We start from the raw sequence: 17,398 nt of genomic DNA, 5'->3' as shown, positions 1-17,398 counted from the left end.
CGCAATCGTATTGACGGAGATCGACGAATAGATAGTAGTCTCCCGATGGGAGGCGCGCAGGTTAGCACGAACCGGCGGGGATTTGAACGCTAGAGCGTGAACTTACTGACTCGATACATGTGTGCGCGATTGCCGGTGTGACACAAACTGTGCGCTGAGTCGATAAAGCATGGCTCTGTCTAGAACATGCTTGCATATACGCAATTATTAATGATAATTGTTAGCGTTTGTATTGAGTGGTCGATTTTGGTGTAGGGAGCACATTCAATGATAGGGAGTCAGCAGGCGTTACATCAGGGTGTTACCTCGCTGTATGTGTCACATCAGCGCTGGCTTTCGGGCTTTATTCAGCGACGGATGGGATGCCCGTCAACGTCGGCAGACTTAGTGCAAGATACCTATTTGCGTTTGCTTAACTCTGGCCGTTTGCCTGATACAGACAGTGCGCGTGCTTACCTTACTCATATCGCCAAAGGCTTGATCGTCGATTGGTATCGCCGTCGTCGCGTTGAGCAAGCTTACTTAGACTATCTGCAAGCGCAGCCGGAACGCATGGCCAGCTCGCCCGAGCAACATCAACAAACCATGGAAGCCTTGGTGGCGGTTGATGCGTTATTAGGACATTTACCGGTCAAGGTGCGGCAGGCTTTGCTGATGCGCCAGCTAGAGGGAATGAGCTATAAAGACATCGCAAAGGCGCTTTCTGTCTCGATTTCCTCGGTAGAGAAGTATGTCGCCAAGGCACTGGCGACCTGTGTACTCGCTGCACAAGAGTGATTCATGATGTCATCTTTATCGCCTCACGTGGTTGAACAAGCGGCACAATGGATGGCTCGTATGTGGGCGGACGATGTGTCTGAGCAGGATAAACAGGCGCTATCACAGTGGCGACGTGCTCACCCTCATCATGAAAAGGCATGGCAAGCGCTGGAAGGTGTGCAATCCCAGCTTCAGGATGTCTCGGGACATCATTCGGTCTTATTGCGACAAAGTGGCCTGTCGCGCCGGCGGTTTTTGATGCTTGGTGGCATTGGTATTGGCGCAGGGTGCTTATTGGCATGGCGCTCTAATGCGCATCGTTACGAACAGGGCGTTGCCTTGGCAAGCCGAGTCGGGGAGCTCAAACAGTTCACCTTGCCGGATCAGAGTCGTGTCGCGTTAAACACAGACTCGCGGGTGTGGGTCGATTATCAAGGCGGGAAAAAACAGATTTTCCTTGAGCGCGGTGAAGTGCTGTTCGAAGCGGCATCGCCTTTATCGGTTCTCACCGCCCACGGTCAGGTGTGGGTTGAGGAGCAAGGCCAGCTTGCGGTGCGCCAGTTCACGCGCTTCAGTGCCATACAATTGTTATCGACCAATGCGCGTATTCAGCCGTTTCAGGGTCAACGGCGTTACATTCCCGCCGGGCATTCGGTGCAATGTACGGACAATAAGGTGCGGCATCTTGCGCCTTTAGAAACTCACGCGGTGAGCTGGTTGGAGCAAAAACTCGTGGCTGAACGCATGCCGCTTTCGACGCTAGTTGAAGAGCTCTCACGGTATTTCTCAGGCTGGTTGCGCTTAGATGCGCAACTGAATGATCTAACCGTGACGGGGGTATTTTCCACCCGTAATATCCAGCAAACGCTGGCGCATTTAGAAACCATTCTGCCTATTGCCCTGCGCTTTCGCACTGCGCTCTGGGTGCAAATTATTCCAGCCCAATAAAAAATGACACTCATCTTTACGGATCCCACGCCTTCGTTCGGTGTATCGGTTAGTTAATTCACTTAAGTGGAGCCGTATTGTGAAACTGCAGTCATCGATATTGTGTCTATCGTTAACCTTGGGCGTGCCTTTTTATTCCCCCGTTTATGCCCAAACAGACACGGTAAATACCTACCAGATCCCCGCCGGAGAGCTTGATGCGGTATTAAAAGCCTTTGCGCTGGCATCGGGTATCGAATTTCATCTGGATGCGCGTTTGTCCGAAGGTTTTTACAGTGCGGGGCTCGACGGACAGTTTACTCCAGAGCAAGGCCTCAACACCCTACTGACCAGTACGGGGTTGACGGCACACCGACAAGCCGATGGCAGCTATCAAATTACCGACAGCACAGAGTCGCTGACGCTCGATACCCTAGATGTGTCGTTTTCGGAAGGGGAGATTAGTCGCGATGAAGCGGGTAAATATGCTGTTTACGATGACAACCGGTCAACGGTGTACGCGGGCAAAAAAGAGGTTGAGCGATATAAAGGTAAAGATGCGGCTGATCTCTTTAAAGGTATGCCCAATGTGTACAGTGGTGATGCGCGCAACGGCGGCGGCATTGACCCAAATATTCGAGGTGTTCAAGGGCCGGGTCGTGTGCCTGTCCTCATCGATGGTACAGAGCAAGGGCTGACTGTCTGGCGTGGCTATCGCGGTGTCTCGAATCGCAGCTATATTGATCCCAACTTAATTGGTGGTGTGCAGGTGATCAAAGGCCCCAATACTGTGGCGAATGTCAAAACATCCACAGGCGGCGCGGTGGTCGTCAACACCCTCTCTGCACAAGATATTTTGCTGCCGGGAAAAGACTTTGGCGGTGAGTTCTTGATTGAAGGAAGCAACAATGCGGTTGCGCCCACGTTAGGGACCTTATACACAGGGCAAGATTATCGAGACGTCGACGGGTTTCCGTCCACACCCCAATATCCTTACGCCGATCCTTCGCTTTGGCAGCCGATGAGCCACAACAAGAACAACAATCCTTTCTCGGGGGATGATTATGCTTACCGTCTTGCGCTGGCGAAACGAGACGAAAGCATGGAATGGTTGGCTGCTTACGCTTATCGCTATAAAGGCAATTATTATGGTGGCAAACATGATAGCGGTTTTTATAAAAGCGGCGATTCGAAAGAAGCCTATATGACCAAGGTCGACCCAGAGACCTTGGCACTGCGCCATCTGCCGGGCGCGGAAATTCCCAACACGTCCAGCGAAACCGAATCTGTGTTGCTGAAAAGTACATTCCTTTTCGAGGGCGCGCAGCAATTGAGCCTTGGCGCGCGCTACACCGATGCCGAGTATGGTGAAATCATGGCGAGCCGCTCTGGTGACTTAGTCGATGGCAATAAAATGGCGCAATGGCCACTTAGCCGCGTGCGTGCGCAAGCTTATAACCTTGATTATCATTGGTCGCCAAAGGACCCTTGGATTGATTTAACGGCCAAGTTATGGACCACTTACACCGTCAGTGATACCAATACCCGAGGTGGGTTTCCTAACTATGCCAATAACCATGACCTGTTGCCGGGCTACAGCACCCTATTGCGCAATACTGCTGCGTCTAATGCAAAAGATAGCCGTATTGGCGTGAATATCAGTAATACCATGGCGTTCAGTGACACCTTATCTATGACTGCCGCAGGACGATATCAATACCGAGAGCAACGTTCTGATGACACTTATGATGCGAACAAAGCCGATGGTTGGGTGCACTTTCCACAAGAAGGGACCTATCAAGAATTTGATGCCAGCTTACAAGCCACTTGGCAGCCACATACCCAATGGACGCTTAACGCTGGTGTGAAGTTTCAAGGCTTTGATGTTAAAGATGACTTCCTTGCCGCGCGACAAGCCGAAGGGGGCGATACTCTGTTCACGCAGCAGGCTGTCTCACCGGGGCTTGAAGCCAGCTATAAAGTGCGAGTGTTCCTGAGTGAGGCTGAAATTCAGGCGATACTGGACAGTTATCGTAGAATGCTGGAGGATTTTGGGTTCCCTGAGAGCCAGATATTGGCTGATCTTGCTGAAGAAGAAGCCAAGCTGCGCAAAGAAGGTCAAATTGAAGAGCGCACACAAGCTTGGTTACACGATGGAAACGGTAAATATAGCCGTGCGCAAAACCCCTGTGACCCCGCTAATGGACTATTACCCGACAACTACATTGAAGGGACGTGTCGTGCGACCAATCAATTGAATACCAAAGTGAACATGCGTCCCAAAACACACGATCACGGGCAGGGTTGGTCACCATTTGCCTCCGTGGCATTTTCTCCCACGCCGCAAGACCGTATTTACTATCGCTACAGCCAAATGTTGCGCTTTCCAAGCCTCTTTGAAAGCACGCTTAGCTTTTCTGCGTTAAATAATGCGTATACCAGCCTCAAACCCGAAGCAACGGTGAATCATGAGTTAGGCTACATTCATCATTTTACTCACGGTGATCTGAAACTGGCTTACTTTCACCACCTCACTGAAAACGTGATTGAGCGAGATGACATGCTGCGCTTTAGCAATATTGATTCGCAGACGCTGGCAGGGTTGGAGCTGCAAGCGAACTACGATGATGGTGATTGGTTTGCCGATTTAAATGGCGCTTACATGCTCACCAATCAAGTCTGTGATGAGAGCTCCGTCGTCACACGTTATCGCCCCGACGAGCCAGAATACTATCGCAATTGTCTGTTTGGCGGTTTTCCTGGCGGATATTTAGAATCGCAAGTCCCCCCAGCGTGGTCGACGTCGCTGCAACTGGGCCATCGCTTTTTCAATCGTCAGTTAGAAGCTGGGATCAAAGGCGCGTACCTTGCCAAAGCCAAGTCAGATGAGGTGGTTCAGCGCGACGATACCTTAACGTTTGATGCATTTGCCAATTACCAGCTATCACGCCACATCGCGCTTGAAGTCGTAGGGACCAATTTAACCGATGTCTACCACATTGACCCACTGGTGCGTTCCAGTGTACCGGCGCCAGGGCGCACTATTAAATTGATGCTAAAAGCAAAATTTTAACGACGCGGTTACGGGTTTTCGTTATTCGTTCGGTATAGCGGGTAGATAACCGATATGGCGTATTACGCATGGATAATAAGGACTCAAAATGAAGCGATATTGGATAGGACTGGGCCTGTGGCTCTTAGTCATCACGGTGCATGTGCAGGCGAGTGAATCCACTGCACCTGCGGAGAGCGGGTCAGTGGTGACCGCTTTAGGCTCGCAGTCCACCCATTTGTCCGTTGATGCACTGTCTCCGCTCGGTATGTATCAGGCTGCGGATCCTATCGTTAAAGCGGTCATGCTGATATTGCTGGCGGCTTCCGGCGTGACATGGGCTGTGCTCGTCACTAAGCAGTGGCAACTCGGTCGTGCGTGTCGCCGCTTAGCGCCACTGGTGTCACTTTGCGCTCACGCTGAAAGCTTTGCGGCGGCCAAAGCGGCGGCATCATGTCATCAGGGCACTGGGCTGGCGTTTCTTAGTGCGGCGCAAACCGAGCTTGCCCTATCCGAACAAGTAGATGCAGTCAGTCAAGGCGTTAAAGAGCGGGTACAAGCACGGTTGGAGCGGGTACAGGTAGCACAGGCTAGCATGATGAATCGCGGCACAGGGGTGCTGGCATCGATCGGGTCCGTGGCTCCCTTTGTGGGGCTGTTTGGTACCGTGTGGGGGATCATGAATGCGTTTATTGGCATTGCGCATACGCAAACGACTAATTTAGCCGTGGTGGCCCCCGGGATTGCTGAAGCCCTACTGGCAACGGCTCTTGGCCTGGTCGCGGCGATCCCAGCAGTGATTGTTTACAACTATTTTACCCGTGCATTGGCTGCGTATCGTGCTCAAATGGGGGATTTAGCGGTGGCTATTTTGGTGCTGGTGAGCCGTGATCTCGACAGTGAGCGCAATGCGCAAACTGAACTTGCGTGGCGACAGGCAGGGTAGAAAGATGAGCTTTCAATTTTCCTCGTCAGACCATGAACTACAAGAAAACCATGAAATCAATGTGACACCATTTATCGATGTGATGTTGGTGTTATTGATCATTTTTATGGTTGCGGCCCCGCTTGCAACCGTCAGCGTGCCGGTGGATTTACCCACCTCTTCGGCGAAGCCGAATGCCTCGCCCAGTCAGCCTGTGTATTTGTCTGTAGGCTTTGGACAAATGCTGCAAGTTGATGAGCATCCTGCGTTTTCCCTTGAGGAGGCCAGTCAGAAGTTGCCTCAATGGGTGGCGAACAAACAAACCCGTTTATATTTGCGGGCCGATAAAACCTTGCCTTATCAGTCACTGTTGGAAGTGATTAATACGCTTAGTCAAGCGGGTTATCAGCAAGTCGGGCTGGTGGGTATTGCGCAGTCAGCATCGAGTTCCTCATGACGGTATTGGCTGGGTTGCCGCAAGGCTTTGAGTTAGACCGCACGCGAAAAGGCTGGTTAGTGGGGGCGGCAGTGAGCGTCAGTCTCCACCTTGGGATGGCGATCGCGTACTTTTGGACACCGGCGCGCACGCTCGCACCGCCTCCCGCCGCGGTGCCGATTGCTATTTCTGTCATCGCACCAGACGTGTCTGCCCCAAAGGTGGAAAAGCACGATGTGAAAGAGGGCAAACCGCAACGCGCCAGTCAGCCTGCTCATGCATCTGAGACGGTGCCGGAAAAAGTGATGCCGACGCCAAACGCGACGCCTGTGGTTGAAGATAAAGAAAATGCGCAAGTCCAAAAACAACCGCAGTCTGTCTCACGTCCTGCCAAGAAGCCGCCTAAAGCGGTAGAGACGAAAAAAACGGTTGAGACCCACAAGGTGCAAATGACTGAGCCTCGCCCTAAACCAAAGGAAAGCTCCAAAACGTCACGTGCGTCGTCGGTCGCGCAAGAGGCGAGTGCGCCGAAACATGTTGACGCGCCAACACACAGTGAAAAAGTGACTGGCCCAGCGCAAGGACAGCTAACCGTAAAGGGGGAGGTTGCCAAGTTGAATTGGCAGCGACGGGTTCACGCGCATTTGGCGCACTATAAGCGCTATCCTCGATTTGCTCGGCGACTTAAGCAGCAAGGCTCGCCTCGGGTAACCTTTACCGTCAATCGCCAAGGCGAGGTGCAATCGGTCAAACTCCAAACCTCGAGCCACTTTGAGAGTTTGGACGAAGAGGCTAAGGCGCTGGTACAGCGTGCGTCTCCGTTGCCGACGCCGCCAGATGCGTTGCCGGGACTGACAATAACGGTCACTGTTCCTATTCGTTTTTCACTGTAAAAAATAAGGGGATACCTTTTTCGTGAACACGATGACAAAGGTTCACTCTCGCTTGCTAACCTGTTAGGCTGCTCCCGCAATTCGCTTCGGGGTTGATTTCTATCGAGTCGCCCCGATATGAAACTGTATTCCACTCAATGCCCGTTTGGGGCCCCAAAAAGAGAGAAGATATCACCAGAAAACGAATGACATGAAGGAGGTGTCAATAATGGCAGCGATAGCCGATGTATATCCCTCACGCGTCAATGGTAAAGAAACGCTTTCCCCACGCTTAGATCCGGTTGTTTACGGCCGTGTGCAACCCAAGGTACCGCATAGCTTAAGTCAGCAAGAGCTGGATACGTTTGAGCGCCAAGGCTTTTTGGTGATGAATGACTATATGCCGGAAATGGTGGCACCACTTAAACGCGAGATTACCCGCCTACGTGATGATATGGCCGGCCATGAAGAGCTATATACCGAGCCGGATAGCGACGAGCTGCGCACCATTTTTAAACCCTTTGCCTACAGTGACTTAATTGATCGCTTCTCGCGCGATCCGCGCATTCTCAATAAAGTACGACAAATTTTGGGCTCGGACGCGTATTTGATGCAATCACGCGTCAATATTAAACCGGCGTTTAAAGGTAAGTCGTTTCCTTGGCATTCTGACTTCGAGACTTGGCACGTTGAGGATGGAATGCCACGGATGCGAGCGGTTACCGTCTGGCTGATGCTCACGGATAACACCGAGCACAATGGGCCGTTGTACGTCATCCCTGGCTCGCATCATCACTATGTGTCTTGTGAAGGCAGTACCGGCGAGAAAAACTATCAGCAGTCGCTGAAAAAACAAATGCTGGGCGTGCCTAAACCAGAGACCATGGAGGCGTTGCTCGATGATAAGGGCGTTGCCTCCGTCACGGGTAAAGCTGGCACCTTGGTGTTCCATGACTGCAACTTAATGCACGGTTCACCTGATAATATCGCCAATGATCCACGCTCGATTTTAATGTTTGTCTATAACAGTGTGGAGAATAAACCAGTGACGCCCTTTAGTGGTTTACCACCACGCCCGCACTATCTCTCTAACCCAGACCAACGCCCATTGCAGGCGGTTGAGTCACTTTGGCCGCTGGCCTCTTAATCGTGCTAACGCCCACCTTTTTCGGTGGGCGTTTTGAGTTTGTTTTCTCTTTAAAACAGGCTTTTGCTATGCTGTCTCGATAATTGAACAAGTGTTTAATTATCTCGCCAATTTCAACGACATTAAGGAGTACCCGTTGAATACAACATCAAAAGCGACCCTGAGCTTGACCGTTGCCGCACTGAGTGTGGCCAGTGCCTTATCTTTCTCTTCTTCAGTTCAAGCCAGTGACAGTGCGCTTAGCGAAAAGCTTGGCATTGCCGATCACGCCGTTATTGCCCACCGTGGTGATTCCTACAACGCCCCCGAGTCCACGCTGCCTGCGTATCAGCTCGCGTGTGAAGTGGGTGCCGATTACCTCGAGCTTGATCTGCAGCGCACCAAAGACGGCAAATTGATTGCTGTGCATGACGATAACCTCAAGCGCAATACTAATATCGAGACGGTCTACCCTGAGCGTGCCGACGATCCGGTCAATACCTTTACATGGGCAGAGCTGGAAAAACTGGATGCGGGTAGCTGGTTTAATGAATCATACCCAGAGCGCGCGCGTGAAAGCTTCCGTGGCTTGAAGCTTGTCACCTTAGACCAAGTGCGTGAAATCGCTGAAGGCTGTGCGCATCAGCCCGGTCTGTATATCGAGACCAAGGTGCCGGAGTTCTTCCCTGGCATTGAGAAAGATTTGAAAGACGATCTGACCAAGCATGGCTGGCTAGATGACGATGCCAAGGGCAAAGTGATCCTACAAACTTTTAATAAATCGAGCCTTGAAACGCTGCAAAGCGTGATGCCAACCGTGCCAAAAATCTTGCTGCTTTGGGCGGGTGATGGCTACATTCCCACCAAGGACAGTGCGCCGAAAGCAGACGATGAGTCTTACGCCGAGTACTATGCGCGCCAAGAAGTGGCTTCGAAAGAAGGCTACGCAGAATGGTTGGATTATGCCAAACAGCATGGCGCGATCGGTGTGGGTCCATCCACTATCCAAACGCAGCACGATGATGCATGGTCAAGCCAGTTTAGCTACATGGAGCTTGCAGCGCCTTGGATGGTAGAGATGAGCCATGAGAAAGACTTGCTGATGCATGTTTACACCGTTGATCAAGCGGTAGATTTTGAGCGCTATCGTGACCGTGGTGTGGATGGCTTTTTCACCAACCGTCCTAACCTTGCGGTGAAAACTCTCTCTGGCGGTGAAGGCAAAGATATTCAAGCGACACTGACCAAGCTGGGTTATTAGTCCCGTATGCGTTAAGCGCATTGTGTTCACAAGCCCGCCCTGTTGTGGCGGGCTTTTTAGTGGTATCTCGTCGATGATAGTGGTGACTGTTAAGTCAGTTTAGAGGGGCTTGCGCGTCATAAGCTTAGCCATTGCGCGTCGATACATACCATAAGCCACTGCGCCAGCGAGAATATTGCCGACTAAAGCGCCCACAAATAAGCCATATAACTCAGCCACTTGCGCGCCAATCCATAAGCATGGCAAGAAAAATGCGAACAGACGAAGGGCGGAGATGGTCAAGGCGGTGTATGAACGGCCTAATGCATTAGTAATGGAGACCATCAACATGCACACGCCCAAAGCGCCTAAGCTAAACGGTACTAGGGTCAGGTGCCAATGCAAAATGTCAGTCACTTGCTGATCGCTTGTCATGAGTTGGGCGAGTGGATCGGCGGCAAACCAGGTCACTACAGCGATCAGCAATTGAAAGCCTAAGACAAACTGACAGGCCAGTTTCACCAAATGACGGATCTCGGTGAGATCACCTTTACCCAATAAGCGACCCACCATAGGTGGCATCGACATGGTTAGTGCAAGCACAGATACAATCGCAAAAAATTCAAAGCGAGATCCCAGCGCCCATGCCGCAACTGCCGTAGGACCAAAGCCGGCGAGTAGCTTGGTTGCCAGCATGGACGAGACGGGCGGTAGCAGCTGACTTATCATCGCCGGCCCCATAATATGGCCGATGGATTTGACGCTTTTGGCAATGTCTAAATCGTGCCATGCCATCGAGATCCAACCTTTGCGAATAACCCGTGGCGCGACAATGACCACACCGCTACCAAAAGCGATCAGGGTTGCGACGGCAGCGCCATTTATGCCCCAATCGAGCCAGAAAATGAACACAGGATCGAGGACCAAGTTTAACAGGCTGGTGACCACCATCATGGAGCCGGGCAGCAAGGTGTTTCCGTTGGCTCGCGCAATACTGTAAAAGAAATACAGCACCGCCCCCGCCCAAGCACTGACCAGCCAAATAATCCAATAACTATCAATCACCGGAAATACGCTCTGAGGGGCATCGAGTAGCATCAATATCGGGTGACGTAGCGCATACAAAAGCAAGGCGAAACCCGCGACACCGAGTGTGCCCATAAGGAGGATTAAGCCGCCGAGTTGCTTGGCGTAATTGCACTTATCCGCGCCGAGCGCGCGTGAAATGACCGCGGTCGTGGCAATACCTAACCCGACCTGAATCCCGATAATGATCATTTGAATGGGCAAGGTAAAGCCTTGCGCAGCAAGGGGAAGCACCCCAAGTTGGCCGATAAATGCACTGTCGACTAACTGAAAACTCATCAGTGACAGCACCCCGAATAGCATGGGCAGGGTGGTAGAAAACAAGCGCTTTGCGCGAGAGACAGACTCCATCAGGCACTCTTTGGGTTAATAGGGTGAAAAAAAGCCGAGCATCTACATGCTCGGCATAACCCAACCAATTGTAGAGGATTACTGGAAATTACCAACCCTCTTCCTGTAGGGGCATTCAATGAGGAGAGACGCTTTCCATTAACGCAAATAGAGACAAGGACTTTTGTCTTTTTGGTCAATGTGAGTGGCTGTGACGCAATACATAGGTGCTTCATTTAATTTATAGTTTTATTATTAGCGTGTCTTTTGGCCTAGAGTTAAATGTCGAATAGGGACAGTTTTTTAGTGAATAATACCAACTCTATGAGCTTATATCGGTTTGAATGGTTATGAGATTTAATAGTCGCAAAGCTAAGTGCTTTACAGTTGGTTTGTATTGGATTTCATGCAGGTTTGGTCAAGGTTTGTTACAAGGCTCTTTCTCAATAGATCGGCGTGTTGGGTGACATGAAATATCATCTTTAGTGCATTTTATTCCAAACTTCTTCTTCTATTGACTGTGTTGTTTATTGCTTTTGGTGATAACGTGATTAGAGAAATATCGTGTTATAGGTCGATTTGAGGTAGGTCGGCAGTTTTCAAAAAATCACATTGTGACAGGCTGTTATCGTTGATCGACAGGACGAATCAAGATAAATATAGACCACTTAATTGAAGCGTATAATACGGATAAATGTTTTTACGCCTAGGATGGCATAAAACCATTTGTGAGAAGGTAGGCCAATGTCGCCTGCCCAAGCATCAGTTAGCTGAAACATAGTTAACAGGGAGTAGTGGACTATGCTGTCGTACTTTTTACGTCGGTTGTTGTTAGTGGTGCCGACTTTTCTTGGCATTACTATTTTGATCTTTGGTATCACCCGTCTCGTGCCTGGGGGGCCGGTAGAGCGGATGATGACGCAAATGCAAGCACAAGCCGATGGTGGCTCTAGCATGCAGCGAGCCGGTGACAGCTCGGCGTTGTCGGAAGACCAAATTGCCGAGTTGCGCGCCTTTTACGGGCTCGATAAACCCGTGCTAGAAGCCTATGTTGATTGGCTGGGCAAACTAGCCAATTTCGATCTGGGTGAGTCGACGCGCTATTACGAGCCGGTTACCGACATGATCGCCGAGCGTCTTCCCGTCTCGTTGTTTTACGGCGGAATGACCTTCTTTATCAGTTATTTTATCTCTCTTCCGCTTGGTTATTACAAAGCCCTCAAACACGGTTCGGTGTTTGATTCCTCTTCCTCTGTGCTGATCTTTATTGGGTTTGCCCTACCCGGCTATGTGGTGGGGGTATTGCTGATCACCTTATTTAGCTATCACCTCGAATGGTTCCCGATGGGGGGCTTTGTTGGCGATGCCTATTATGACGCGACCAGCTTTTGGGAACGCGCTAAAGATGTGATGTGGCATGCGGTACTGCCGCTGATTTGTTATCTGATTGGTGACTTCGCTACCTTGACCATGACGATGAAAAACAACCTGATGGAAAATTTATCTGCCGATTATATCCGTACTGCCATCGCCAAAGGATTACCGTTCCGTTCGGCGGTGCGCAAACACGCGCTGCGCAATAGCTTAATTCCCATAGCTAGCCATTTTGGTAACTCTTTATTGTTCTTTATGACTGGCGCGTTTTTGATTGAAGTAATTTTCAATATCAACGGCATCGGTTTACTTGGCTATGAGTCCATTATGGAGCGTGACTATCCGGTGGTGATGGGCATTGTCGCCATCAATGCGCTTTTACTACTGGCTGGCAACATTATCTCAGATATCTGTGTTGCTATGGTTGACCCTCGCGTGAAGTTTGGATCTTGATATGTTGACGTTTAGCCCTTTAACTCAAAAGAAAATCCGCAGCTTTAAGCAAATTAAACGCGGTTACTGGTCGTTTATCATCCTTGCCTTGATGCTGGTGTTGTCGCTGTTCGCCGAGTTTTTTATTAACAGCAAAGCGTTAATGGTCAAATACGACGGCGAGTACTATTTCCCCGTACTGAGTGATGTGCACTTGGCGAGTGACTTTGGTCAAGTGGGCACTAGCGAAGCTAACTATCGTCAACTCGCCAAAGCCTTTGCCGCGCAAGGCGGTGATAATTATGTGGTGATGCCACTGGTGCCGTGGAACCCACTGGAACAAGACTTTAGCGGTGACTTCCCGCCGACCGCGCCAAGCGCAGCGGACAAGCACTATCTTGGCACCGATGAGATCGGACGCGATATTCTCGCCCGCCTTGTCTATGGCTTTCGTACCGCAATGGGTTTTGCATTGCTGACCATGGCTGCCTCGTATGCGATCGGCACTGCGGTAGGTTGCGCGATGGGCTTTTGGGGCGGCAAGTTTGACTTGTTTTTCCAGCGCTTTATCGAAATCTGGTCGATGGTGCCGTTTTTGTACGTAATCATGATATTGGTCTCGATTCTCCAGCCGACTTTTGCCCTCTTTGTAGGGATTAACGTACTGTTTGGTTGGATGGCGATCACTTGGTATATGCGCACCATGACCTATAAAGAGTCGGCCCGCGATTACGTGATGGCCGCGCGTGCACTAGGCGCCTCAACCAGCCGGATCCTTTTCCGTCATATTTTACCCAACACCATGGTGATGATTGTTACCTTGGCGCCCTTTACCATCGCCCTCAATATTACCGCGCTAACGGCGTTGGATTATCTCGGCTTGGGGCTGATGCCACCGACGCCAAGTTGGGGGGAGCTGTTACAGCAAGGCAAATCGAATTTGGACGCGCCATGGATTGTTGCGTCCGTGGTGACCTCACTGGTGGTGGTATTGGTGATGGTGACCTTCATTGGTGAAGCGGTGCGCGCCGCGTTTGATCCGAAAAAATTCACCCGTTACGACTAACTTTAAACACAACGCGCAGTGTATGAATCACGATAAGGAAATCACGATGAAAAAACTGATCCTTGCGACCTCAATCTCGATGTTTAGCCTCAGCGGCTGGGCGGGAGATTTGCCTGAAAACCTTAATTGGCAAACCAATTGGGATGCGCCCAAAATTGGCTCACCTGAGGCAAAGCGCGGTGGTACTCTGCGCTCACACTTAAACTCCTTTCCTCAAACTTTGCGTACGGTTGGCCCAGACTCCAACTCAGGCCTGCGAAGCTATTTTCTCGATGAAATGCCCTCATTGGTAAAACGTCATCCAGACACGCTGGAATGGATCCCTGATTTGGCTAATGAGTGGGCCTATGGTGACGATAATAAAACCATCTATTTCAAACTGAACCCAAAAGCGACGTGGTCGGACGGTGAGCCCGTCACCGCCGATGATTTTGTCTTTATGATGCAGTTTTATCGCTCCAAAGATATTGTTGCGCCTTGGTACAACGAGTACTACACCAATACCATTGGTGGGGTAGAGAAGATTGATCAACACACTATTGCGATATCGGCCGCGGTAGAGAAAAACGACGATGAGTTGATGTATACCTTGGGTAGTTTGATCCCACGTCCAGCACACTTTTACGCCAATCCAAGTAAAGATGAAAACCAAGATGGTATTGCTGACGACTTTGTACGTCGCTACAACTTTAAGGCCGAGCCTACAGTGGGACCTTATGCGTTAGGGCGGGTACAAAAAGGCCGTAGTGTCACCTTTGAGCACGTGGATGATTGGTGGGGTTACACCAACCCGTATTATCAACACCGCTATAACGTCGACAAAATTCGTCTACGTGTGATCCGGGATAACGACATTGCCATGAAGCACTTTGAGAAGGGCAACCTAGATGTGTTTGATCTGCTATTGCCGGATGTGTGGCATGATAAAACCCAATCTGATCCTTATAAAAAAGGCTATATCACCAAGTTTTGGGGGTATAACGAGGTTCCTGTTGGCGCGGGCGGCCTGTGGCTGAACACTGCAATGCCATTGCTGGATGACATTAATGTACGCAAAGGCATCATCTATGCCACTGACTTTGATGGTATGATCAAAAAAATCACTCGAGGCGACTACTCGCGTAAGCCGCATGCAATGGGCTTTGGTCATGGTGAATACGATAACGATGGGGCGACACCGCCAGCGTTTGATCCTAAAAAAGCAATCAGCTATTTCGAAAAAGCCGGCTTTAATCAGGTGGGGCCAGATGGTATTCGTATCAACGACAAAGGCGAGCGTTTAAGCTTTGCGATCACTTATGGTTATCAACACCACACACCGCGTATTGCTTACTTAAAAGAACAAGCTAAAAAAGCGGGTCTGGAATTTACCATTAACTTGGTCGATGGCTCATCGGCGTTTAAATACGTGCTGGAGAAAAAGCATCAAATTGCCTTTCTCAATATGGGCACCTCAGAGATCCCTGCCTACTGGGAATATTTCCACTCAGATAATGCCAATAAAGCGCAAACCAATAACCATACCAATTACAGCGCTCCAGAGTTGGATGCGTTAATTATGGCGTACAAAACGGAGTTTGATCTGGAGAAGAAGTATCAGCTGTCGCACCAGATCCGCGCTAAGATTTCTGAGGCGAGCGTGATTGCCCCCGGTTACATGGTGCCGTATGTACGCCAAGGCTTTTGGCGTTATGTGCAAATCCCAGACAACGCGATGACCAAGCGCACCGAAAACATGGTCACCAGTGGCCGCGTGATGGGCTTTGGTACCTTCTGGATTGATGAAGAGATGAAAGAAGCCACTGAAGACGCTATGGACGAAGGTAAAACGTTTGAGCCGGTGAGCATCATTGATGACAGATACAAGCTGTAGAGGCGATTATGACGCAGGATGTCATTCTATCGGTTAAGGATTTGACCGTTAATTTTACCACTGACGATGGCCCCCGTGAGGTACTTCACGGGGTGAGCTTTGAGGTCAAAGCCGGGCGTACGCTCGGCTTAGTGGGCGAGTCGGGTAGCGGCAAAAGTGTCACCGCGATGTCAATCATGGGATTACTTCCAAAACCCTATGGGCAAATAACGGGTGGTGAAATCTTGTACCGCGGGACCGACTTGGTCACTCTGCCCGCCAAAGAGCGCTATGCAATGCGCGGCAATCGGATCTCGATTATCTTTCAAGACCCGATGACAGCGTTAAACCCTGTGCACACCATTGGCCGACAAATCAATGAAGTCTTGACGCTACACCGCCCAGAGCTGGACAAAAAAGCACGCGCGGCGTGTGCGCTCGACATGCTGGCTAAGGTGAAAATCCCGATGCCAGAAAAGCGACTGAACGAGTATCCACATAACCTGTCCGGCGGGATGCGTCAGCGGGTAATGATCGCGATGGCTCTGGCCTGCAAGCCTGATATCTTGATTTGTGATGAGCCAACCACCGCCTTGGATGTAACGGTGCAGGCCTCGATTTTGGATTTGATTAACGAGCTGCAAGAAGAAACCGGCATGGCGGTGATTTTTATCACCCACGATCTGGGAGTGGTCGCCGAGGTATGTGACGATGTGGCGGTGATGTACGATGGTCAAATTCGCGAACGGGCAGATATTTTCACCCTCTTTGATCACCCAGCTCATCCGTATACCAAGCGTTTGCTGGGATTAATGCCAGGGCGTCACCATCAACCCAAGCAGATGATTGATATTCGTCCGTTGGAAGACTTTGATGCTGCGCCATCATCCACGTAGTTGCAGGAGAACGAGATGAGCAAGGAAGTCCTCAGAGTAGAAAATCTGAAGCAGTATTTTGTCTCGGGCAAAGGCCTGCTTCGTCAAGGCTATACCATTAAAGCCGTCGATGGCGTATCGCTCTCGGTGTCACAAGGTGAAACGCTCGGGCTGGTCGGTGAGTCGGGATGTGGCAAAAGCACCCTTGGCCGTACCATGCTTAAGCTGTTTGAGCCTACCGAAGGGAAAATTTTCTTTGAAGGTAAAGACATCACGCATTTATCGCCACGTCAGATGCGGCCACTGCGTAAAGACATGCAGATTGTCTTTCAAGACCCGCTCGAGTCGCTAAACCAGCGCCATACCATCGGCGGGATCTTAGAAGAGCCCTTTATTATTCACAATATTGGCACCGCGAAAGAGCGTCGTCAGTGGGTACTTGAGCTATTAGACAAAGTCGGTTTACCCCATGACGCGGTTAACCGCTATCCGCATGAGTTTTCGGGCGGTCAGCGACAGCGAATTGGCATTGCGCGGGCAATTGCCCTTAAACCGAAACTGCTTATTTGTGACGAATCCGTCTCCGCCTTGGATGTATCGGTGCAGGCACAGATTCTTAATCTGTTGCTGAAACTCCAGCAAGAGATGAACTTGGCGATGATTTTTATCTCCCACGACTTATCGGTGGTTCGCCATATCTCCGATAAGGTGGCAGTGATGTACTTTGGTCATGTGGTAGAAGAGGGGCCGACCGAAACTGTCTACCATCATCCCCAGCATGAGTACACCCAAAAGCTACTCTCCGCGATCCCAATCACCCACCCCAAATATCGCAAACACAAGCGCCGCGCCGAGCAACCGGTGGCCGAAAAAAAGCCTGAAGTGGTGAGTTAAGCAAACGCCCCTCTGATGAGGGGCGTGATTGTTTGGCGTGTCGGCACATTGATCCGTTGATAGAGTCTGGCTCAACTCTTTGTTGCTATTGTTTGAAAAATATAGAAAAGTGACTCTTTCATAGCGCCTACAACCCGTGGTTTGTAAGGTGA

General features: G+C 50.5%; 14 protein-coding genes. 13 read left to right on the top strand and 1 reads right to left on the bottom strand.

Annotation, left to right across the window (positions count from 1 at the left end):
• The first annotated feature begins 267 nt into the window (after nucleotides 1-267).
• From E8E00_RS13030 to E8E00_RS12995, 8 genes are all read left to right on the top strand, one after another.
• Nucleotides 268-777 (top strand): sigma-70 family RNA polymerase sigma factor, encoded by a 510-nt coding sequence (locus tag E8E00_RS13030; protein WP_069588980.1) that lies wholly within the window; start codon nucleotides 268-270, stop codon nucleotides 775-777.
• A gap of 3 nt (nucleotides 778-780) precedes the next feature.
• On the top strand, nucleotides 781-1,707 hold the full coding sequence (locus E8E00_RS13025) for a DUF4880 domain-containing protein (RefSeq protein ID WP_096630452.1): 927 nt from the start codon (nucleotides 781-783) through the stop codon (nucleotides 1,705-1,707).
• A gap of 79 nt (nucleotides 1,708-1,786) precedes the next feature.
• The gene (locus E8E00_RS13020; RefSeq protein ID WP_136588390.1) at nucleotides 1,787-4,759 is read left to right on the top strand and encodes a TonB-dependent receptor; all 2,973 of its coding nucleotides are present in this window, start codon (nucleotides 1,787-1,789) and stop codon (nucleotides 4,757-4,759) included.
• 88 nt (nucleotides 4,760-4,847) lie between these two features.
• Nucleotides 4,848-5,684 (top strand): tonB-system energizer ExbB, encoded by an 837-nt coding sequence (gene exbB / locus E8E00_RS13015; protein WP_096630457.1) that lies wholly within the window; start codon nucleotides 4,848-4,850, stop codon nucleotides 5,682-5,684.
• A gap of 4 nt (nucleotides 5,685-5,688) precedes the next feature.
• Nucleotides 5,689-6,120 (top strand): biopolymer transporter ExbD, encoded by a 432-nt coding sequence (locus E8E00_RS13010; protein ID WP_096630460.1) that lies wholly within the window; start codon nucleotides 5,689-5,691, stop codon nucleotides 6,118-6,120.
• Nucleotides 6,117-6,992 carry an energy transducer TonB gene (locus E8E00_RS13005; protein WP_096630463.1) on the top strand — a complete coding sequence of 292 codons (876 nt, stop codon included), beginning with the start codon at nucleotides 6,117-6,119 and terminating at the stop codon, nucleotides 6,990-6,992. The genes E8E00_RS13010 and E8E00_RS13005 overlap by 4 nt, the downstream gene beginning before the upstream one ends.
• A 208-nt stretch (nucleotides 6,993-7,200) precedes the next feature.
• Complete coding sequence (locus E8E00_RS13000) at nucleotides 7,201-8,118, top strand: phytanoyl-CoA dioxygenase family protein (protein WP_096630466.1); 918 nt, start codon at nucleotides 7,201-7,203, stop codon at nucleotides 8,116-8,118.
• A 136-nt stretch (nucleotides 8,119-8,254) separates the two neighbouring features.
• Complete coding sequence (locus tag E8E00_RS12995) at nucleotides 8,255-9,358, top strand: glycerophosphodiester phosphodiesterase (RefSeq protein WP_069588970.1); 1,104 nt, start codon at nucleotides 8,255-8,257, stop codon at nucleotides 9,356-9,358.
• Between the two features lie 99 nt (nucleotides 9,359-9,457).
• Here the strand turns inward: E8E00_RS12995 and E8E00_RS12990 are convergent, their stop codons facing one another.
• Complete coding sequence (locus E8E00_RS12990; protein WP_096630468.1) at nucleotides 9,458-10,774, bottom strand: MATE family efflux transporter; 1,317 nt, start codon at nucleotides 10,772-10,774, stop codon at nucleotides 9,458-9,460.
• A 780-nt stretch (nucleotides 10,775-11,554) separates the two neighbouring features.
• On the opposite strand from E8E00_RS12990, the gene E8E00_RS12985 reads away from it, so the two are divergent.
• From E8E00_RS12985 to E8E00_RS12965, 5 genes are read left to right on the top strand one after another with little or no spacing between them, the layout of a single operon-like run.
• Complete coding sequence (locus E8E00_RS12985; RefSeq protein WP_096630470.1) at nucleotides 11,555-12,580, top strand: ABC transporter permease; 1,026 nt, start codon at nucleotides 11,555-11,557, stop codon at nucleotides 12,578-12,580.
• A gap of 1 nt (nucleotide 12,581) precedes the next feature.
• Nucleotides 12,582-13,625: an ABC transporter permease gene (locus tag E8E00_RS12980; RefSeq protein ID WP_096630473.1), complete on the top strand. Its 1,044-nt coding sequence runs from the start codon at nucleotides 12,582-12,584 to the stop codon at nucleotides 13,623-13,625.
• A 46-nt stretch (nucleotides 13,626-13,671) separates the two neighbouring features.
• Nucleotides 13,672-15,498, top strand: coding sequence for an extracellular solute-binding protein (locus tag E8E00_RS12975; RefSeq protein WP_096630475.1), 1,827 nt, complete (start codon nucleotides 13,672-13,674; stop codon nucleotides 15,496-15,498).
• An 8-nt stretch (nucleotides 15,499-15,506) separates the two neighbouring features.
• Nucleotides 15,507-16,373, top strand: a complete 867-nt coding sequence (locus E8E00_RS12970) for an ABC transporter ATP-binding protein (RefSeq protein ID WP_069588948.1) — start codon at nucleotides 15,507-15,509, stop codon at nucleotides 16,371-16,373.
• A gap of 15 nt (nucleotides 16,374-16,388) precedes the next feature.
• Entirely contained in the window at nucleotides 16,389-17,246 is an 858-nt protein-coding gene (locus tag E8E00_RS12965) for an ABC transporter ATP-binding protein (RefSeq protein WP_096630477.1), read from the top strand.
• The last annotated feature ends 152 nt before the right edge of the window (nucleotides 17,247-17,398 follow it).

The organism is Salinivibrio sp. YCSC6, assembly GCF_004916735.1.
Classification (GTDB): Bacteria; Pseudomonadota; Gammaproteobacteria; order Enterobacterales; family Vibrionaceae; genus Salinivibrio; species Salinivibrio proteolyticus.
Note: the sequence above shows the minus strand (reverse complement) of the source record. Positions and strands in the feature narration are given on the sequence as shown.